The following is a 20,917-nucleotide window of genomic DNA, read 5'->3' as shown; positions in this document are numbered from 1 at the left end:
TACCACGTCTTTCCTTCCTGCAGCCAGCCTGTCGCCATATACCCTGTTTCCTTGAAGTAATACCATTTTCCATCAATCTGTTTCCAACTATGGGATACATAGCTTCCGTCAGCATTTTTATATTTCCATCCGATTGTGTCCTGTACCCAGCCGCTCTGTACCTTTTCCTTTACATCGACCTGAAAATCAGCAGTCTTGCCTTTATAAGTCACCATAATCAACTGGCTTCCTGTCTTATTCGGATCATATCCGCTTATGTCATAACCTTCTGTTATTATTTCGCTGGATCCATCGCCGTAGTATGCAGTCACTATAACTCCTGTCAGGTCTAAGCTTTCTCCCTTCAAGTATTCCTTTTTGTCCGGGGGAGTCACCGTAATTCCCGTTAATTTCTTCTCTTCCTCTGCATTTTCTACGATTGGTGTTATTTCAAATTTATCAAAATTCGGAGTATAATTGGTACAAGTATTTGTTCCGCCCACCCCATTCTTCAGGACTCTGGTATCATCATTGTAGAATTGAATCGTGTTGTCTCCTGCCTGCAGGTCAAGTGTTACCACCTGGGACTTAAAGCTGTCATCACTATATGTATTCCTGAAGAATACGTTAAATGGTTCCCCGCCATTGACAGAAACCGTGGCATAGCGGTCAACCATCTGTGCATTATAAGAATGGTTTCCAAACAATTCCTTATTGGACTGATAGACTGCCATTTTATATGTACCGGCTTCTTCTGCGTGATAGGTTACTGTCAGACTGTTTTCGCCGGCACTGTTTCCCTGCATCTGTGAAACATATTTTCCTTCCGCTGCAAATGGGTTTTCTTTTATAGCCGCATCTCCCGCCAACGCACAGCTCTCTGCCTCAATTATAGTAGTGTTTGTTCCATCATCATTCCTGCTCACTGTGAGTGTATCTACCGCAAGTTCCGAATCAGCAGCATCTAAATCTATAATGTTCATGCCCTTTTGCAGATACATCCTCACTGTGATATCCTGCCATTGGTCACTGCCACCTACCGCTGCTTCTGTGGCCCTATTTCCTAAGGTCAGATTGGTATTATCCAGATAATATCCGATCGTGCTTCCTCCTGCGGTATAGCAGCGAGCTGTTACATCATACATGCCGTTTTCAAATACAAATGCATTGAACCGTATGCCTCCGCCTTCTGAAACCGGTGTGTTCATACCTGTAACATAGCCTGCCCCCGAGTATCCCGAAATGCTGTTCTGTGTTGTTACTGTTGTGGAGCTTTGCTCTCCCAATGTAATAAAATCGCTTAGCTCAGCTTCAAATATCTTTACATTTCTTCTGGCTGCAACAGCTGTCTCATCCGCTCCCACATAAGTAAGATACATACAATCCAAAGTTGCCTTTCCCTCGCTGTCTGTGGCTTCTACCTTAAGCGTATTGCTGCCCTGGTTCAGATACACATACTCTGTATGCATACCGGACATAAACCAGTATAATGTATTTTCAAGTGTCATTTTAACCGGTTCGTCCCCATTCACCTGAAGTGTCTGGATCGCGTTTTTCGGATTATTATTTGAAGTGTCGTTCGGCTTATTTCCAGTAGCAGCGCCATATACCATATCAAATTTATAATAACCACTTTCCGGCACTTCAGCTGTAAATGTTACGCTGTCTCCCGGATTGTCTATATACTGCGCCTGTCCTCTTCCTGAACACGGATATTTTTTATCCTTTGCGACTTCCCTTACATTGCCGGCAAACTGCGCGTCCTCTGCTTCGAATAGCTGCTTCCAGGCGCCTGAAGTCAGAATTCCAGGCTCTGCGTCGTCTGCCGCCTGGGACAGGGTGACATGATATGCAGCAGCTTCCTGCGCGTCTGGAATTACAACTTCTACATTTCCTGAATCATCTACTGCGCAGATTTGTTCTGAAATCAAATCCGGCTCGTCACATACACCGTTAATCCCTGTAAAATTGGTCTGTTCTAACTTAACTTTTATCTTTTGGGCGTCTTTAAATGCTTCTGTCCCTGCCACATTCTGCAAGGTAAGATTCACATCACCGTCCCGCCCTCCAAGGATGACTGTGCTTATTTTTTTATTATCATCCAGAGCTGCGACACCGTATAATTCCGCCTTGGAGGCTCCCTGGACATTCATCTTCAAAGTCTCACCAGACATATCACCGTACCACTTGTACAGCCACCACGTTGAATTTGGTTCATTATTATCCGCCGCTATATCACATAAGTTATTGGATATATGCCAGTATGCAAGGCATGCACTTGCCTTCTCATCCTCGAAGGCCCCAAGGTAGGCCGTCAGCCTTCCAGGTACCCCGGTATCTGTAAAATTACCATATTCATTGATGACAATTTCACACTCCTCATCAGCTAATCCTGTATCCAGCCAATATTTCTTTTCCCATTCCCTAAACTGTGCCACATTTTTAGAAAATCTTGACAGTTCTCCATCGTTGAGCACATGCCAGGTAAACTGATCAGGAATACAATTGTTTTCCTTGCAGAACTTCATAAATGTCTCTGTGTGCCCAGCCTTATAGCCTGTCAGATTAGTTCCCGCAACTTTTGCATTTGGATCTTCTTCTTTGATTACGTTATAGATTGTCAGCCAGTCCTGCAAAAACTGCTTACTGCCATTCTTATTAATATCATTGTTATACCTCTGCCCGTCCGGCTCATTAAACGGAACATAGACTACTTTATCCGAAAGTCCGGCATCTTTGACATCCTGAACCATCTTTCTTATTTTTTTAGAATATTCCTGCATGTCCTGACTTTCAGGCTCGTACGGCCACTCCGCGTGAATATCCGGACATGCTATCTGTATGGAGTCTCCTCCTGCTTCAAGGAATGTATCCGCAACCTCCAGCACGTCACCGCTTGGGTGCTGCAGTCCATGAGGCGCATTCTGCTCATTAATATTGGGCTTCAGTCCGGTAAGCAGATTCACATTTGGTACATTATCCGCACCAAGGCCATACAAAAATCCCGTAGCTCCGTGTTTAATCTCTCCGGTTTTCTGTGCCATATCTACCACCAGATCTCCGGCCGGAGCGGTGGTATCCATGCCCTCATACTGTGCAAATAATGCCGCTGCCTGTTCTGCCCCCATTGTGCCTTCATAGATGATCACATCATCAATCAGCCCCTCAAAATCATCGTCAGAACCGTAAACAGAACGGCCGAGTGCATTGTAGGTCAGGCTTTCTAGATATCCTTCATCAAACAGGTTCGGCAGCACCTCCCTGACACTTTTTGTCCCTTGCTGCGCATCACTGTATGCCACCTCTGCACCGTTAATGTATACTCTGTATGACTCTGGACTGACACTGACCGTCAATTGCTGCCATGCACTTTTCGCCAGGTGTGTATTGTATTTTATCTTTGTGGCATTGGCAGTACTTTTTCCCGCCTCGCCAACGTAAATTGTAGTATCATATACATTGCCCCCTGTCACCAGTGCAAAGTCTGGTGATGTCCAGCCATTGCCACCGTCTTGAGTCGCCCCCAGTTCAGAGTTTGACGCAGTAAATAATCTTGTATAAGAGCCCGTATCATAGCTTGCTTTCACCCACATAGACAGTGTAAATCCTTTATCCCCTGTCTTAGAAAGTATATCCTCCGGAAGACTCATATAACTGCTCCCATTTTTGCCGCCTTTCAGGGAAAGCACCTTACTGCCGTTTAATTTTGCACTGTCTTCAGTTATCTCTGCAGTTCCCTCCAGCATAGCTCCATTCCCTGCATCTTTGCCATCTACATTCTCAAAATCCCATTTATAGATTTCCGCAGCTTCCTTCTCCTGATACTCAAATTTCATGTTCTCGTATAATGCCGCTGCCTGTTCATCTGACAATGCACTATTATAGATTGCAACATCATCCATTTTACCTATAAAGTCTTTATCTGAAGTATAGAAGGAACGTCCCAGAGCTGCATACTTCAGGGACTGGGGATATCCTTCCGCAAAGAATTCAGGAAGCACCTCGCTAATCGCCTTTGTGCCGTCTACGGCATCCTGATATTCAGCCTTTTGCCCGTCCACATAAACTGAAAAAGAATCTTTACTTAAAGAAACTGTATAATACTGCCATTTATTTCGAGTCAGGCTCTGCTTATACTTTAATTTTGATTTGCTTTTGGTAGCCTGACCCGCTTCCCCTACATATAGCGTAACATCATAAACATTACCGCCTGCCGCTAATGCGAAATCCGGTGAAGACCAATTATTCCCGCCGTTCTCCGTCTCTCCCAGAGGGGAATTTGAGGCATCAAATAATTTGGTATAGGCACCTGAAGAAGCATCCGGCCTAACCCACATTGAGATTGTCAGCCCCTCTGTCACATCAGAGAATACATCTTCCGGAAGTGTCATATACGAAGTTCCTGCGCCTGTTCCTGCCAAATCAAGCACATTAGAATTTTTCTCCGAATCCTCCGATATCCTGGCAGTTCCCTGAAGTGCTTCCTCTGTCTCTCCGGCATCCTCAAAATCCCAGAAGTAAACTGCTTCCGGCAGCTGCGCCTGTTCCTCTGCATGTACTTCTGATACATTTGCGTAGGGAAGCGCACCCACTGCCAATATCACAGCCAGACTAAATGTCATTAATTTTTTGCATTTCATCCCTGCAATCCTCCTTCGTCTTTAGATTTATGGTCTGCAATGTAATAAACACCTGAACTATAATCACCGCCGCAAGCACAAAGGCTGCTGTTTTTGATTACCATGCCTGCATTCATCAGCTCGTCACCTCCATATAATCCCTCCTTATTTTTATTAATTGTATATTTCCTATCTTTGTCAAGCCCGATAAGGCAGAGCCTTTTCCACGGCCCATTTGGCACACCTGACATACGGTAATACCCAACCAGCGCTTCCTTTTTATCCTCCGACACAAGCATCCAGGCACCGTCATTGTCTTCAAAAGGGCTGGACAACCTATAAAAGCTTCCCTGCATAACCAGTTTCCTATGTTCTTTAACAAATGTAATCTGCTGTTTTACTAACTCCTTTTCTTCCGGTGTCAGTTTATTAAGATCCATTTCATATCCAAAGATACCGAACATTGCGGCATTCGCCCTCGTACTAAGCGGTGTGGAACGCCCCACCTGCTGGTTCGGCACTTCTGAGACATGGGCCCCCATAGCAGACACCGGATATACATAGGATGTGCCATACTGGATTTTTACCCTTTCCATGGCATCCGTATCGTCACTGGTCCATGTCTGGGGCGCATAGTACAGCATGCCCGGATCAAATCTTGCCCCGCCGCTTGCACAGGATTCAAACAAAATATATGGGAACCTTGCTATCAGCCTTTCATACAGCTGGTACACTCCCAGGATATACTGATGCATGACTTTTCCCTGTCCCTGCGGCGTCTGTCTGTTCGAGTAGCATTCCGTAATATAACGGTTCATATCCCATTTTACATAGCTTATCTCTGCGCTGCCCAGTACCTTTTCCATCATATTATAGATATAATCCACTACTTCTTGCCTGGAAAAATCCAGAACGTATTGATTCCGGCTGGGCGATGGAGACCGCCCCGGCGCACATAGAATCCAATCCGGATGCTTTCGGTAAAGGTCCGAATCTTTATTCACCATCTCCGGCTCAAACCAAAGCCCGAACTTCATTCCCAACGCCTTTACCTTATCTGCAAGCCCTTCTATTCCATTGGGCAGTTTTTTATAATTCTTTACATACCAGTCCCCCAGTCCCGAAACATCATCATCACGACTCCCGAACCAGCCGTCATCCAGTACAAAAAGTTCGATGCCAAGCTCCTTGCCAGCTTTTGCTATTCCCAGCACACTTTCTTCCGTAAAATCAGCGCCTGTCACCTCCCAGTTATTGATCAGAATAGGTCTTGGGATATCGCGCCAATAGCCTCTGACTAGCCTCGTCTGGTACAGCTTATGGTAAGCCTGGCTCATCCCATTCAGTCCTTGATCAGAATAAACTAATATTGCTTCCGGACTCTGGAACGACTCATTGCTATCCAAAGTCCATTCGAAACCTTCCGGGTGGATTCCAATCTGAACCCTGGTCATATCGCAGGTATCAACATCTGCCAGTTCCAGATGATTTCCGCTGTAGACGAGGCTGAATCCTAAGGCTTCTCCTGCATTTTCCGTTGTATTTGGGCGTTTCAGCGCAAGAAACGGGTTATACTCGGCACTGCTGCAGCCCCTCCTGCTTCCGGTGCCCTGAACTCCCTGCCCGATCTTCCGCACTTTTACATGGCGCTCCCTCGCCCAAGCCCCTGCAAGACTCACCATTTCATAATTGGCATCCGGCAGATCGACGCTGGCGCTTAAGACCCGCTCAAGGACCACCGGTTCTTCTCCTCTGTTTAGGAACCTTACGTTTCTGGCAATAACCGGATAGTCCCGGAAGACCGTGTAAGACAAAATACAGTCCAGCTGCAGCAGTTCGTCTGTAAGCAGAATCTCAATAGTATCTGCTTCCTCAGGCTCCTCTGCATAGGTTGCCGGAAGCCCTTCTAATTGTTTCTTTCCCTTATAAATTTCATGTCCGGCATATTCCAGACATACCACCCTGCTTCCGTTTATCTGTTTAATCTCGAATGCCGGCTCCCTGAAATCGCCGGTTCCTGAACATGGGTACTCCATTTTTGTATACTGCGGGCTCATAAAATAATCGTTGTCTTTTGTATACACTGCCAGGGAACGCAGTCCGCCTTCTAAAAGATAGGAGAAATCCTCTTTATGGTTTATCTTCTTCCCATAATATAAGTTCCCCAGTTCTCCATTATCCAGAATCTGGATGATATAACTAATCTGGTCATTAAAGATATGTATTTCTTTAGAAGTGTCTGAATAAATAATGGCCATTTACAGCTTCCCTCCTGATGTAGCGATTCCCTCGATAAACTGCTTTTGGAATATGATATAAACCAACAGCATCGGCCAGATTGCCAATACAGCCGCAGCCATTAGCTGTGGGTAATTTACAGAATATGCACTGGATATCTTCGCCAGGGCTGAGGATAAGGTAGCTGCATCTGAATTGGTATTTACAATGAGCGGCCACATGAGATCCTTAAAAGAAAAAAGTGCCGTAAATATCCCTAAAGCCACCAGCCCTGACTTGGTAAGCGGCAGCATTACCTTCCAGAATGTCTGCCAAATATTGCATCCGTCCAGCCTTGCGGACTCCTCCAGCTCCTTAGGAAGCCCCATAAAGAATTGCCTAAGCAGGAAGGTTCCAAATGCACTGACCAGACCCGGGAACACTAAGGCAAATATGGAATTCCTCAGCCCCATCTTATCCACCATCAGGTACTGTGGTACAATGAATATCTGCGCCGGAACCATCATCTGGAAGAGAACCAGACCAAACAGGAAATTTCTGCCCGGAAAACTGAGGCGGGCAAATGCATAGGCCGCCATGGCACTGAACAATACCGCACACAAAACTCTGAAAAACATCATTGCAAATGTATTAAAGTAGAGTCTGAGAAAATCATTCTGCCGGATTACAGTTTGAAAATTCTCCCACTGGAATGTTTCCGGAAAAAAGATAAATGGGTTCATAGAAGTCGATTCACTGACAGTTTTCAACGAAGTCAATACCATCCATAAAAATGGCATAATCATAATGCATGCGCCTATGATTAACACAATATGTAATAAAATGGTTGAAATATTTTGCTTTTTCTTCATTTTGCTCTCTCCTTACATATAGTTGACCCATTTCTTCTGAAGCTTTGTCTGTATGACCGTAATAATCATAATAATCAGCAAAAGCAGCATAACGATGGCTGAACCATATCCCTTATTTGAATATTTAAACGAATTATTATAAAACAGATAAACAAGTGAGACAGTGCTGTTATAAGCCGGACTGGTCACGTCTATCATCATGTAAATTACATCAAACACCTGCATTGCCGTAATAATGCTTGTCACTAAGACAAAGAACAGTGTAGGAGATACAAGGGGAACCGTAATGGAAAAGAACTGCCTTACCTTGCTGGCCCCGTCAATATTGGATGCTTCATAATAATCCCTTGGGATTTCCTGCAGGCCTGCCAGGAGCAGTACCATGCTGTATCCGATAGTGCTCCAGATCCCTATGATAGAAATAGAGATCAACGCGACCTTTGGGTTGTCAATCCAGTTCATCTTCTCAATGCCTAAGCTGTTCAAGACATGGTTGATCAATCCATACTGGCTATTGTACAACCATTTCCATACCATTGTGACAGCTGCCGGAGCGGCCACCATAGGTATGAAGTAGATGGTCCGGTAAATACCTTTCCCCTTTAACTTTCCATTCAGCGCAACTGCCATCAAAAGTGCAATGACAATTGTAACCGGGACTACGAGACAGGTATATCCAAGCGTATTCCTTACTGCATACCAGACCTGTTCATCCTGAATCATTGTTTTATAATTCTCCAGTCCCACAAATACATTACCTTTTCCAAATGCCCCGCTTTTGAAAAAGCTCAGATATAAAGTCTGGAATATAGGAATGATATTCAGAACCACTAGTCCAACAATTGTAGGTGCTACCATAAACCAACCCCAACACCACTCATTTCTTGTTTTTTTACTCACTTTATTCTTCACTGTTATCCACTCCTGTTAAAAATGCGGCAGTTCCACTGCCGCATTATAATAACGCCTGACTACTCAGCGTCTAACGCCTCATTCATCATTGCCGCTGTCTTCTCACATGCCACCTTTGTATCCTCTTTTCCCGCATATGCGCCTTTCAGCAATTCGTATGCCTTATCTTCCCAAACGCTTGTCTGGTTTGAATACGGGCGAATCTGCGCATATTCTACCATGTCAATGTAGCACTGTGTATTGAACATCGGATAAGCCTCTGCGAATTTATCCGCAGTCCCCTCATATGCAGAAATAGCTGTTCCAAGCTCTGCCTGTCTCTCCTGGCCTTCTTTGCTGCTTAAGTACTCCACCCACTTCCATGCTTCATCCGGATGTTCGGTCGTTGCCGAAATAGCATTCCCAAGTCCATTGAAGATAGTTGAACGGGTTCCGTCGTTAGCGGAGGGAAGTACGGCACAGTCAAAATTTTCCTTCATAAAATCTGTAGTTGCAAACCCGGACAAGTTCCACGATCCGAACAGCCCCATTGCGCACAGACCGTTCTGCATTGCCTCTGCCCTTGCCTGGTCATCATAAATCTCCGGTGAAAGCCCATCCTTTACAAAGCTGAAATACTCTTCAATCCCCTGTACTGTCTTTTCGTTGTCATACCCGGACTTCTTATCCTCTGTGATAATCTCCCCGCCGTTCTGGTATACAAAATTATAGTAGCCTTCCTGGTTATGCAGGCCGGCACAGAACCCATACTGAGATTTATCATCCTTTGTCAGCTTCTTGGCCGCATCCTTTAAAGTGTCCCATGTCCATGTATCGTCCGGATATGCAAGTCCTGCCTCATCAAACAATGTTTTATTATACCAGAGTGCGATGGTGTCATAATCTTTTGGTATCGCATACTGTTTCCCGTCAATATTGTAAATCTCACCCAGCCCTTCCGGATAATTAGCAAGGTCTACCTGATCGCTTTTTTCAATATAATTTGTCAAGTCAAGAAGCTGGTCATTGGAACCATAATAATAGATATTGTTGGAATGCATCCAGAAGGTATCCGGAAGTGAACCGCCGGTTGCCGCTGCCTCAAGACCTGTCCAATAGTCATCCCAGCCATTTACCTGTATATCAATCTTAATATTCGGATTCTCCTCTTCGAACTCATCCGCTACTGTCTGAATTAATTTGGCCTGGTTAGAATCCCAGCATGCATAACTGATTGTTACATCTCCTCCAGATTCTTCTGCCTTTTTTGTCCCCTCATCCGAGGATATATTTTTGTTGCCACATCCAGACACCAATGTTGTAATCATTGCTGCGCACAACAGTACGCTTACTAACTTCCTTTTCATAGAAACCTCCTTTAATCAAGTGTTTTTTCTTTGTTTCATGCCATTATCATACATCAATGCCTAAAAATTGGTAATGTGTATTTGCGTTCATTGCATGGAAAAATGCGTCCTACACTGTATCAGCACTGTCACTGCCTCCAGTTCTTCTGATGGATAATATATGATACTGCCCCCCTCAACCCTGATGCATCTGCTATCCTCAGCATAGACCTCCAAAATCGAATATGTCTTATCCTGGGAATATTCTGGGATCGTAATCTCTATCTCGTTGGGAACCATTCCCCGAAAGGTGTGCAGGACAGCCAGGATTTTCCCCTGTTCCCCTATCCTCACAATTCCCTGCCATCCTTCAGGATGTCTGTAGCTTTTTATATCCGATCCAAAACGGTATGTACACCCTTTGCGGATTACAGGAACGATTTTTTTATAAAACCCCATGCCTTTTTCGATCATGTTCCACTGATCCTGTGAGAGTTCTGTGACATCCCCTGACAGACACATTCTTCCTAAGAAAGTGGAACACAGCGAATATACGATCCTCTGTATGGAATCCCCCTTTCTTATTACTGCCCATATCTGGCTCTGTGCCGGGTGGATAACGCGGTGAAGGTTGGCCGCAATGATTGGTATTTCGATACATTCATGGGCATCGGAGAATGAGGCCATGCTCATCTGGGACATCAGACCTGGTTCCAGCCTGTGCCCTCCCGACGCACAATTCTCTAATACAATCCCGTTAACTTGCTTCTTTATCTGCTCAATAAACCTTTTGCTGCATTCCATATTCTGTCTCAGCCCTTCCCCGAGGGATTCTGCTCCGTCACACCCTATGCCGATTGTCTCGTTATAGTCAATCTTCATATATCCAAAATCATACATTTTAAGCAGTCTGATTACTTTTTTTTCCAGATAATCTTGTACCCACGGGTCACGCATGTCCCAAAACCGCCTTGCATAACTGGTCAGCACCTTACCGTCCTTTTTTATAAGATGTTCTTCCATATGGTAAGCTTCCGACGCCCTGCCGGCAGTCTCTATCTCAAACCATATCCCCGGCACCATTCCAGCCCTTCTTATATCGGCAGCAGTCTTCCCCAAGCCTTCCGGAAACAGTTCTCCGGAAACGTTATAATCTCCCATGCTTTCGTCCCACGGTATATTTTTTTCCTTATACCATCCACAGTCAATCACAAAATAGCTGAAGCCCTTATCCTTAATCGCATTCAAGATTTCCCCAATATTCTCCGCTGAGGGATTCCCCCATGTAGTGCAATATTCATTGAATATAATAGGCAGCTCCTTTTCTATTAAAGGGGCGTTTTCAAGTCCCTCCAATGCATACGCAGTCAGCCGGTGCGAAAGTATATCAACAGAGTCCCCTTTACAGACACTTATAATTGCCTTTGGTGTAGAAAATTCCCCGCCTTTGGGGATTTCCTTATACCAATGTCCAAAATCACGATCAGCAAGCCCTCCACTTAATGCCAGAGATTCCTCTTTCCGGTAGGCCTCAATCTGCCAGGATGCAGGACACGCAATCTGCACACCCCAGAATATGTGGTTTTCCATATCCTCAAGGGCTGCAAACGGGAAGAATTTATTCACCGGCATCGAGCCTACCTGACCGAACTTCTCACATCTTACTGCATGAGGGTCCCACGCTGTCTCCAACTGTAAATCCTCCAGTGGGATGCTTTCTATTCTTCCCTCTGCACTCCAGACACTCCTGATCCTATGCAGCCGCATCCTTTCTTCTGACCCTGAAAATAATGCAGAAGAGATGCCGCTTAGTGAGAACGACTCAAACATTTCTAATACCGCCGCTTCCTCGCTCTGATTTTTAAATTCACAGTACACCTTTAAATACGGTGTGCCTTTTTTGTAAAGCAGATGATGGATGATTTCATAACCTCTGGAATCACTTAGATAAGTACTTATGTCTGTTTTGTTTCCACTTTTCTGAACTACCTGTTCTACGTATTTTAGCCGCCTCACTGTCTCACTATTACGCATGGTATTGCCCATTGCATAAGTATCATTGTAGATGTCCCCCACAAGTTTTAGCTGTACCATAGAATCAAAACCATTATTTCCCATTTTGGATATGTCAATTTTTTCTCCTGCAGGTATCAGCAGAAGCTCAACCTGTCTCTGGTCTTCAGTACTTATATAATATGCCTGCATATCCCCCAACCTATATTCCCTTATAATTTTACGCATATATCTCCTCCTGTCTTTATGAAATATAGTCTGAGTCTAACATACAAGGATATGCTGCTCCATGCATTAATGCTTGATTGGCTTGTATTTTTGCCGCATATTTAACCTGTATGGAAATAGGAATAAGTCAAAAATCCTGCAGCCAGGACAAGCAGCCCGCCTTCCATACTTTTTAAGGGTTGAAACAATTGGTATGCTCTTTGAAAAAAGCGGCAAATCATCTAATGATTTGCCGCTTCACCCAGCTCTTTTACTTATTGTTTTAATCCACCCCGGTAATTTCACACAATACAACACGTCTTATATAGATGCGTAACCTCGCCTCCATCCAACCAATAGAAGTAAACTTATCTTTACGATTTATTGAAACATTTCATCTCCGCTTTTAAAACCAAATGCGGGATGGAAATCAAATTTTACAGCTCCCACTGCGACTTTAGGACCAACTGCTTTTTTTATTCTATAAATACCTTCGTTACCGAAACCTGCACAAAGTTCAATCGCGGAACAGCCCTTTTCCGCCATCTCTTTCGCTACTGCCTCCGCCTCTTCGTAATTCTTCACTCCGATTACATTCATATTGATTGTATCAGACGGGATGACCGCCCTCTGTCTCTCTGGATTGAGTCCATCTGCTACATAAATAAAAGCACATTCAAACATAAAAATCTTCTCCTTTCGTTAGGCGCATACCTAAACTATAACGCTTCTGCGCACGATTGCATCATATCCTAGTTCCAAAAAATATCTTCCTTTACCCCTTATTTTATCGCAAAGCACCATCATTCACAATCCCGGATTTCCACGCCTCATCTTGCTGCTTCAATAAAACTTCTAAAAATTTTTCTGCTGATGTCATCCTTTAAGTAGGAAAATTCAGGATGCCACTGGACAGCCCATACATATTTTTTCTTCGGTGCATATACCGCTTCTGTGATGCCGTCAGGGGAGCAGGCCATCATTTTTAAGTTAGGGGACAAGCTCTTAACTGCCTGATGGTGATAACTATTCACAGAAATTTCTTTCTGGTTAAGGAGTTTGAACAGTGGGGTATCCTCTATGATTTCCACTTTATGTACTGGTTTGTCATAGGGAGGGGACTGATGATGTTCCACACTGGAGGCCGCCTGCATGGGCAGATCCTGGTAAAGTGTACCTCCCAGAAAGGCATTGATGGCCTGTATGCCTCGGCAGATTCCTAAAACAGGTTTGTTCTGTTCATACAGCAAACGGAAAAGACTTTTTTCCATTTCGTCCCGCGGTCTGCAGCACTCTTTGCAGGATGGCAGGGGAGCTTCTCCATACAGGTCCGGTGATATATCCTGCCCGCCAGTGAAAAGGAATCCATCACACATTCTGCTCAACTGTTCCAGAATAGCCAGATCCGAAGTCAGGGGAAGCATGAAGGGTGTGCCGCCTGCCTCTAACAGTGCGTCCAAATAGCCGGGAAGCATCCAATAACTGTTCTTTTTCATGTCAACTAAGGGTATGACACCAATAATAGGTCTGCTCATAATCTTTCCTCCAATCCATTCAAAAAGGACAATGAAGTCCTGTTCCGAACCTCATTGTCCCGCACTCATTATAATAGATACTGCTTACGATTGCAACAAATAATTAAGAACTGGTTTTCTTAAAATTCGATACGCAAAGAGATACAGCATCGGATGATATTCAGATGCTTGTAAAGGAACTTGTAAAACAAAAAAAGAAAAATACAACGGTAGATTTTCTCGGACAAAACTATTGGCAGATGATTATTGATGTCTATTCCAATCAGTATATCAAGACTATCACTGCTGCAAAATACGGCACAGGTGCATCAGACTTTATTGTTAAAGGGAGTACGCCTCTTCGGCATAAGCTCCACACCACTATTTACTATGCATAAACAGCCGGCATCCACGCTCATTATCCAAATTACGAACTGTGTGCGTGATTGCCGGCTGACCTGTCATAAGAATACTGGCTGCCTTCGCCTGACCCCAATATTTTGTTTGTGATACTTAAAATTATAATTTTTACTCTTGTTACAAATATTCAGCTACAACCTCTTCGGCCCTCATCACTTCCACATTGTCACCGTAAATCAGTATTCTCTGCGGAACTCCCATGTCAAGTCCGGCGAGATTATCCAAATATCTGGCTTCTAACGCTGTCTTACCGAACAGCATATCAACTTCACAATTGAGAGGGCTAATTCTGTCAACAAATTCCTTTGCCCGTTTCAATGTTCTGAATTGTACAGTTACTTTACGTTCCATCTTTGGTTCTCCCCTTTTCATCATTCGTATGCCGTCAGCATTACTGCTGCCGCTTTATAAGGCTCATTTGTACGATACTTTAATATGCCCTCTTTTATCTCAATCTGCACCGGAGTATCAGAGTAGACTTCCTGTATCTGCGTCGGACATGTTTCCGGCAGTGTAACTTCTATCCATTCAGGAAGCTCCCCATCAAATGTGTGCAGTACCACATAAGCCTCTCCATTTCTGCCTACTCTTACCAATGCCTGCCATCCCTTTGGGTGCCGCATACTTCTTATATGCGAACCATAAAGATACGACTGCCCCTCCTTAATCACAGGTGCAATTTTCTGATAAAAGCTCATACCTCTTTCCAATATTTCCCACTGTTCGCCTGTAAGTCCGGTAACATCACCAGAGATGCAAAGCCTTCCCAGAAATGTTGCAGCCACTGAGTATGCAATCCTCTTCAATGAGTCATCTGTGCGGATAACCGCCCATATCTGGCTCTGCCTGGGATGGATGACCCTGTGCAGATTCGCTGCGATAACCGGTATCTCCACACACTCATGTGCATCGGAAAAAGACGCCATACTCATCTGTGACATGAATCCCGGCTCCAGGCGGTGTCCGCCGGACGAGCAGTTCTCCAGCACAATATCCGGCACCTCTCTTTTCACTTTTTCAATGAAACGGAAGGATGCTTCCATATTCCTGCGCAGCCCCTCTCCAAGAGATTCTGCTCCGTCACATCCGATTCCAATGGTTTCGTTATAATCTATTTTCATATATCCGAAACCATATTTCTTCAGAGTACCGATTACTTTTTCCGTCAGGTATTCTTCTACCCACGGGTCGGTCATATCCCAGAAACGCCGGAAATAGCTGGTAAGGACTTCTCCGTCTTTGTGCAGCAAATGTTCTTCCAGATGATAAGCCCGGGACGCACTTCCAACATTTTCAATCTCAAACCACAGTCCCGGGATCATCCCTGCATCCTGGATTGCCTTTACTGTTTTTTCCAGTCCGCCGGGGAATAAGTTTTTTGACACCTCATAATCTCCCATGCTGATATCCCACGGAATTCCTTCCTCCTTGTACCAGCCACAGTCAATCACAAAATACTGGAAACCTTTTCCCTTTATCTTTTCAATGATCTCCATGATATTTTCATGGGAGGGATTCCCCCAAGTGGTACAGTATTCATTGAAGACCAGCGGCAGTTCCTGCTCGCTCTTTGGCATTTCCTCCATATTTTCCACCGCCGCTTCTGTAAGCCGCCCGGTAAAAAGATCAAAGGAATCCGTGCAGGCTGTAGTTACAATAGCCTGCGGCGTAATAAACGATTCTCCCGGCCGTACTTCCTTCATCCAGTGCCCGAATTCCCTGTCTGCAAGCCCCCCGCTTAATGCAAGTCCGTCATCCTTCCGGTAAACTTCCATCTGCCAGGAAGCATTGTGCGCAATCTGTGCGCCCCAGAATATATGATTTTTACAATCTTCTATGGCTGCAAACGGAAAAAACTTATTCACGGGCATAGAACCTGCCTGCCCGAACCTTTCACAGCGGACGGCGTGGGGATCCCATGCAGGCTCAAGCTGCAGGTCTTCCACCGGGATCACTTCATGCCGGCCCTCCTGGCTCCATACACTCCGTATCCGGTGCAGGTTCAGGCACTCATGTCCATCCCCTTCCAGATAAGGCGAAAGGCCTCCCAAAGAAAAGCTTTCCATCATCTCAAGCTTACAGGATGCCTGGCTTTTATTTTCAAAAGTACAATACATCCTGACATAAGGCATCCCCTCTTTCCATTCCAGATGGTGTGTCACCTCATACATGCGGTCATCCCTGAGAACAGTATCTATCCTTATACCTCCCTTATCTGTCTCACATGACTGTGAGTGGTACCGGAGTCTTCGGACAGACTCTCCGTTTCTCATAGAGGCCCCCATTGCATATGCCTCATTATAGATATCTCCGGTCAGCTTAAACTGAACCAGGGATTCCATATTCATATCTTTTTCAGGCATTTTATAATAGGCCGCCTCAAGAGGCAGCAGCATAAGTCCTGTCTGTCCGTCTTCCGAGTCTGTAAGATATCTGACTGTCATGTCTCCCAGATGATATTCTTTTAATATTTCCACTGCCATTTTTCTGCCCTTTCTTTATCTGCGTTTTTTCCTTTTGATTATAACCACGGAAACAATAGCTCCTGCCATAATCACCATAATACATATGTATGGCAGTACATTTGCGGTATCTCCCGTATTAACCTTATCTTTGATGCCTGTTGCCCGCTTATCCGAAGTACCTGAATTATTTGGTGTGCCTGAATTACCCGGCGTATTCGGATTAACCGGCGTATCGGGATTGTCTGGTGTATCCGGGTTGTCCGGCGTATCAGGGTTGTCCGGGGTATCCGGGTTGTCTGGTGTGTCCGGATTGTCCGGCGTATCCGGGTTGTCTGGCGTGTCCGGGTTGTCTGGTGTGTCCGGATTGTCCGGCGTATCCGGGTTGTCTGGAACTACCGTGCTTCCTGCCACAGCAGCAGATATCTCAAACTTATCGAGCCGCGGGGTAAAGTCATCCTGTACCGCACTGAATTTGTAAGAATTATCGTTGGTAAATGTTATCGTATTCTCTCCCGCCTGAAGGGATACATCCAGCACAACATTCTTATATACGTCCCAGCAGAATGTATTCCTGAAATAAACCGTCTGCGGTGTTCCTCCGTTCACGCTGATTTGGGCATATCTCTCCACCAGATCTGTGTTGTACGGATGTACATAATTACTGCCATCTTGTTTCTGCATTACCGGCGCCGGCTCATCGTTGGAGTAAAATACAGACAGCTTATAGTCGCCTGCGGTTTCTGCATTGACCTTAAGGCTGAGCACATTATCCTTGCCTCCGCGGAATCCTTCTACTGCCTTCCCCCCGGAAGCATAGCTGTTTTCTGTTATTTCAGGTACTGCCGTACTTCCTCTGAGGTAATTATATCCATCCTCTGCATCGGTTCCGGATGTTTCACAATCCTCTGCCTCAATAACAATTGTTCCTTTTTCCGTGGCATCTTTGTCCTCTGTAAATACTATCTGGTCCAGAACAAGTCCGTCGCCGCTAAGCTTTAGCTCATTCATTCCGGCCGCAAGATAGATGATACCCGCATTGTCCTTACCGAGTGTAAGTGTCTGAAGTTCTTTCCATGTCACGCCAACCTCGGATTCCGCTTTGGCATCCGCCGCATACTGCATGGAGCTCTTACTAAGCACCGCACTTCCGCTGCCGTCGGAAGATATGCTGTAATATCCGTCTCTCGGTGCACAGACATAGAAGCTAAAATCCCCGCTCCCTGCCGCATAACCTGCTCCTGTATAGTCTCCATTCTCCTGGGAAAGTGAGAATCCTTCCTCTGTTCCTGCCAATTCTTCCGGTTCCACTACAATCTTCCCTTCTGTCTCCCTTACCTTAGTCAGGTCAATCTTATCCAGAAGCGCACAAAGCATGGAATTCACCTGTTTCCCGTTCTGGTTTTCCCCGGTGTAGGTTAGCTTAATTTGATGGGCTCCTGCCGTAAGGTCGACATAAACGGTCTTATAATTATAATAGCCCCATTTGACAGTGGAGTCATAGGATATCTCCTGCTGCTCTTTGCCGTCTATACTCAGCTTATGATTTACAATCGCTCCTATAGCACGGTTCTGTCCGCCATTCTCCACATATTCAAGACTCATAGGGTCTACCTGTGGAGCCTGGCTGGAATAGTATACATTCAGACGGTATGTTCCGTCCTCCGGCACATCCACAGAGAATTCCACCCCATCTCCTTCCGCGTTCATGGCGCCAACCTCCGCACGGTTGGAACGGGCCAGGTCGCTGCCTCCTGTCTTCGTAAATGCCGATGCCCCTCCAAGCAGAGCCGCGTCTTCTGCTTCATAGGTTTCCTGCCATGCTCCCACAGCCGTGCCTTCTTTCCCGGTTGCAGGCGTCACTACCGCATAATAGGAATCCATCAGTTCCGCATTTTCTACGGTATATACCAAGCTGCTGCCTGTGAATTTTACATCCCCCTCAAACACAGCCGGAATATCGTCTGCAAAACCATGATGTCCCGTATACTTGGAGCGGTATATTTTAACGTGCGCGCTGTCGGCTTCTTTGAATGTGTCGGTGTTTTTAATATTATCAATGCAGACCGTCTGGCTTCCGGCCTGTCCGCCGAACAACGTGTATATCATATTACTGCTGTCGTCTACACTGGATAGTCCGTACAGTCTTCCGTATGCGCTTGGGTTTCCTATGTTCTCTAACGTAATAGGTATGGTGTGTCCTGTCATCTGTGCATACCACTTATAGGTCCACCATGCACCATTCGGCTTATTATTCTCAGCCGCCAGCTCGTTTAAGCTGTTTGCCAGTCCCCAGTAAGGCAGGGAAGCATATATCTTCTCTTCTTCAAAGATTGCAAGCCAGTTCACCAGCTGACCCGGTGTCCCCACATCATCAAAGTTCACGGTTTCATTCACAAAGAGAATCGGGTCAATTCCGGAACCTTCATAATAAGTATCCACGTACCCTCTTACTTCATCACAATGGGACTTAAAGGATGTCAGCTTATCCTTCTGCAATTCATGCCACGTGATATATTCCGGCAGGCAGTTGTTCTTTTGACAGAACTCGAAAAACTGTTTGTACGCACCGGACTTATAGCTTGCAAAATTCGGGCCTGCGACTTTCAGGGAAGAATTAATTCCCTTTACGGTATCATATATTGTCTTCCAGTCTGTGCACAATTTGCTAATATTACTTCCGTACCAGATATTATCCGGTTCATTAAAGAGTACAAAGCTATATCCCACAAGCTCTTCATCTGACTTTCCCTCCACCATCTTTGTGACAACGGTGCGGACCTTTTCCTGATAATCCCCTATGCCGGTATTCTCATAAGGCCACTGAAGATAATAATCCTGAAGATATATCTGTATATTCTCCACGCCGCACTCATCCAGATAGTCTGTCAGACGATATCCGTCCCCGGAGGGATGCTGTTTGCCGTCCGCCGCCTTCTGAACCAGTATCTTAGGCTGGATCGCTTTTATCAAATCAATGGATGGTACATTTACCTCACTGACCCCATAGAGAAAGCCTGTGGAACCGTGGAGTAAATCTCCTGTATTCTGTGATGCGTCAAAATGCAGAGCCGCCTTATACTTTGCTTCTCCTGCTGCCTTGCGCAGATTAACCAGTGCCTCATCAACGGCATCCTGTCCTGCGGCCTCGCCTTTTTCAAGTACTCCTTTTGCTGCTTCCACCGTCGTATTCAATGCCTCTTTACTTTCATCCGTCAGCGCATTCTGCTTTAAAAGCTCTTCAGCCTCTCCCGTCTCCGCCTGAAGCTGGGCATTCGTAAACACAGTATCCGCCGTCACGCCCTCATAATACTCAAGCTGGCCTGCCGCTGCCTTAAGTTCTGCTATCATATTATCTACATTAGACTCCGTGACCGGATTGGCAAGAACAGCTTCGGCCTCTGCAATTTTAGTCTGAAGCGCTTCATACGTCTGTCTTGTATAATAGCTTATACTCTGTTCCTTTGCCTGTTCAATCTCTGCCTTAAGCTGTTCCAGCTTATCGAAGCCGACTGCATAGGAATCATATGCCTTCTTCGCCTGTTCTTTTGTCAGCGCCACATTGTAAAATCGGAATTCGTCGATTTTCGCTTTCAAATCCGCGTCTGTAGAATATACAGAACGGCCGATTGCATTGTTTGTGTATTTTTTCAGTTCTTCACCGTTATTTTTGAATAATGACTGTAATATCTGCTCCTGGTTCCCATTCTTGTCCGTTGTGCCTACCTGTTCGCCATCCAGATATACGTCATACGTATCCGGGCTTACGCTGATAGTCACATGCTGCCACTGCCCCTTCGTGAACGGCCTGTCCCACACAAGTTTCATCTGGCTTGAGCGGTCAGACATCATAATAGAAGTATTATAAGCACCTGAAGCAGTGTCTGTGCCTCCTGTCACAAAGGTGAACTCAGGGGCGTTCCATTTCCCACCGTCTCCGTTGTTGGAATTCAGCTCTATAGGCGATGCAGAGAAAATGCGGTTATAATGAACCGCACTCTCATCCACATCAATCCAGAATGAAAATGCAAAACCTTCATCGGTTACATCTTCAAACATATTATCAGGCAGTGTCAGATACCCCTGATTAAGTCCGCCCCCGGGCAGGTTGAGCACCTTGGAGCTTCTCTGTACATCGTCCACAACGCCGAGACCTTCCCCTGCGCCTCCAATTTGTGCCGTTGCTCCTTCCTTCGTGCCCTGATTCACGATTTCGGTCCCATTCACTCCTTCATCAAAAGTAAATTCATAATACGGCTCCGGTACAGTTACCGTCTCCTCTCCTTCAGCAAAACTAATTGAAGAGGGCCATACCATCGTTACCGCCAAAAGCAATGCCGAAAATCTTTTAAGCTTTCTATTCTTCATCCCTTTCTC

12 protein-coding genes are annotated in these 20,917 nt (G+C 45.3%); 1 reads left to right on the top strand and 11 read right to left on the bottom strand.

Going from position 1 to position 20,917, the window contains the following annotated elements:
• From BUA56_RS11360 to BUA56_RS11325, 8 genes are all read right to left on the bottom strand, one after another.
• Positions 1–4,619 (bottom strand): LamG-like jellyroll fold domain-containing protein (locus BUA56_RS11360; protein ID WP_207650930.1); only part of this gene is annotated, 4,619 nt, incomplete at its 3' end.
• Positions 4,616–6,856 carry an alpha-galactosidase gene (locus tag BUA56_RS11355; RefSeq protein WP_072851756.1) on the bottom strand — a complete coding sequence of 747 codons (2,241 nt, stop codon included), beginning with the start codon at positions 6,854–6,856 and terminating at the stop codon, positions 4,616–4,618. The genes BUA56_RS11355 and BUA56_RS11360, both read right to left, overlap by 4 nt.
• Complete coding sequence (locus tag BUA56_RS11350) at positions 6,857–7,687, bottom strand: carbohydrate ABC transporter permease (RefSeq protein ID WP_072851753.1); 831 nt, start codon at positions 7,685–7,687, stop codon at positions 6,857–6,859.
• Positions 7,688–7,699: 12 nt separating this feature from the next.
• Complete coding sequence (locus tag BUA56_RS11345) at positions 7,700–8,545, bottom strand: carbohydrate ABC transporter permease (protein ID WP_084067879.1); 846 nt, start codon at positions 8,543–8,545, stop codon at positions 7,700–7,702.
• 113 nt (positions 8,546–8,658) lie between these two features.
• Positions 8,659–9,945 carry an ABC transporter substrate-binding protein gene (locus BUA56_RS11340; protein WP_072851749.1) on the bottom strand — a complete coding sequence of 429 codons (1,287 nt, stop codon included), beginning with the start codon at positions 9,943–9,945 and terminating at the stop codon, positions 8,659–8,661.
• A gap of 87 nt (positions 9,946–10,032) precedes the next feature.
• Entirely contained in the window at positions 10,033–12,165 is a 2,133-nt protein-coding gene (locus BUA56_RS11335; RefSeq protein ID WP_072851747.1) for a glycoside hydrolase family 36 protein, read from the bottom strand.
• A gap of 360 nt (positions 12,166–12,525) precedes the next feature.
• The gene (locus tag BUA56_RS11330) at positions 12,526–12,828 is read right to left on the bottom strand and encodes a DUF6506 family protein (RefSeq protein WP_072851745.1); all 303 of its coding nucleotides are present in this window, start codon (positions 12,826–12,828) and stop codon (positions 12,526–12,528) included.
• A gap of 146 nt (positions 12,829–12,974) precedes the next feature.
• Positions 12,975–13,679 carry a gamma-glutamyl-gamma-aminobutyrate hydrolase family protein gene (locus tag BUA56_RS11325; RefSeq protein ID WP_072851743.1) on the bottom strand — a complete coding sequence of 235 codons (705 nt, stop codon included), beginning with the start codon at positions 13,677–13,679 and terminating at the stop codon, positions 12,975–12,977.
• A gap of 164 nt (positions 13,680–13,843) precedes the next feature.
• On the opposite strand from BUA56_RS11325, the gene BUA56_RS11320 reads away from it, so the two are divergent.
• The gene (locus BUA56_RS11320; RefSeq protein ID WP_072851741.1) at positions 13,844–14,056 is read left to right on the top strand and encodes a hypothetical protein; all 213 of its coding nucleotides are present in this window, start codon (positions 13,844–13,846) and stop codon (positions 14,054–14,056) included.
• Between the two features lie 139 nt (positions 14,057–14,195).
• Here the strand turns inward: BUA56_RS11320 and BUA56_RS11315 are convergent, their stop codons facing one another.
• Genes BUA56_RS11315 through BUA56_RS23330 form a run of 3 tightly spaced genes read right to left on the bottom strand, consistent with a single transcriptional unit; the run spans position 14,196 to position 20,908 of the window.
• The gene (locus BUA56_RS11315; protein WP_072851740.1) at positions 14,196–14,429 is read right to left on the bottom strand and encodes a hypothetical protein; all 234 of its coding nucleotides are present in this window, start codon (positions 14,427–14,429) and stop codon (positions 14,196–14,198) included.
• A gap of 20 nt (positions 14,430–14,449) precedes the next feature.
• Positions 14,450–16,561: a glycoside hydrolase family 36 protein gene (locus BUA56_RS11310; RefSeq protein ID WP_072851738.1), complete on the bottom strand. Its 2,112-nt coding sequence runs from the start codon at positions 16,559–16,561 to the stop codon at positions 14,450–14,452.
• Positions 16,562–16,576: 15 nt separating this feature from the next.
• Positions 16,577–20,908: a LamG-like jellyroll fold domain-containing protein gene (locus BUA56_RS23330; protein WP_084067871.1), complete on the bottom strand. Its 4,332-nt coding sequence runs from the start codon at positions 20,906–20,908 to the stop codon at positions 16,577–16,579.
• Between the last annotated feature and the right edge of the window lie 9 nt (positions 20,909–20,917).

The organism is Lactonifactor longoviformis DSM 17459, assembly GCF_900129135.1.
GTDB lineage: Bacteria > Bacillota > Clostridia > Lachnospirales > Lachnospiraceae > Lactonifactor > Lactonifactor longoviformis.
The sequence above is the reverse complement of the archived record's forward strand: the minus strand, read 5'-3'. Positions and strand labels throughout refer to the sequence as shown.

Coding starts and splice junctions, on each gene's coding strand:
- BUA56_RS11355 (WP_072851756.1), bottom strand. CDS start 6,856: ATGGCCATTATTTATTCAGACACTTCTAAAGAAATACATATCTTTAAT.
- BUA56_RS11350 (WP_072851753.1), bottom strand. CDS start 7,687: ATGAAGAAAAAGCAAAATATTTCAACCATTTTATTACATATTGTGTTA.
- BUA56_RS11345 (WP_084067879.1), bottom strand. CDS start 8,545: ATGGTAGCACCTACAATTGTTGGACTAGTGGTTCTGAATATCATTCCT.
- BUA56_RS11340 (WP_072851749.1), bottom strand. CDS start 9,945: ATGAAAAGGAAGTTAGTAAGCGTACTGTTGTGCGCAGCAATGATTACA.
- BUA56_RS11335 (WP_072851747.1), bottom strand. CDS start 12,165: ATGCGTAAAATTATAAGGGAATATAGGTTGGGGGATATGCAGGCATAT.
- BUA56_RS11330 (WP_072851745.1), bottom strand. CDS start 12,828: ATGTTTGAATGTGCTTTTATTTATGTAGCAGATGGACTCAATCCAGAG.
- BUA56_RS11325 (WP_072851743.1), bottom strand. CDS start 13,679: ATGAGCAGACCTATTATTGGTGTCATACCCTTAGTTGACATGAAAAAG.
- BUA56_RS11320 (WP_072851741.1), top strand. CDS start 13,844: ATGCTTGTAAAGGAACTTGTAAAACAAAAAAAGAAAAATACAACGGTA.
- BUA56_RS11315 (WP_072851740.1), bottom strand. CDS start 14,429: ATGGAACGTAAAGTAACTGTACAATTCAGAACATTGAAACGGGCAAAG.
- BUA56_RS11310 (WP_072851738.1), bottom strand. CDS start 16,561: ATGGCAGTGGAAATATTAAAAGAATATCATCTGGGAGACATGACAGTC.
- BUA56_RS23330 (WP_084067871.1), bottom strand. CDS start 20,908: ATGAAGAATAGAAAGCTTAAAAGATTTTCGGCATTGCTTTTGGCGGTA.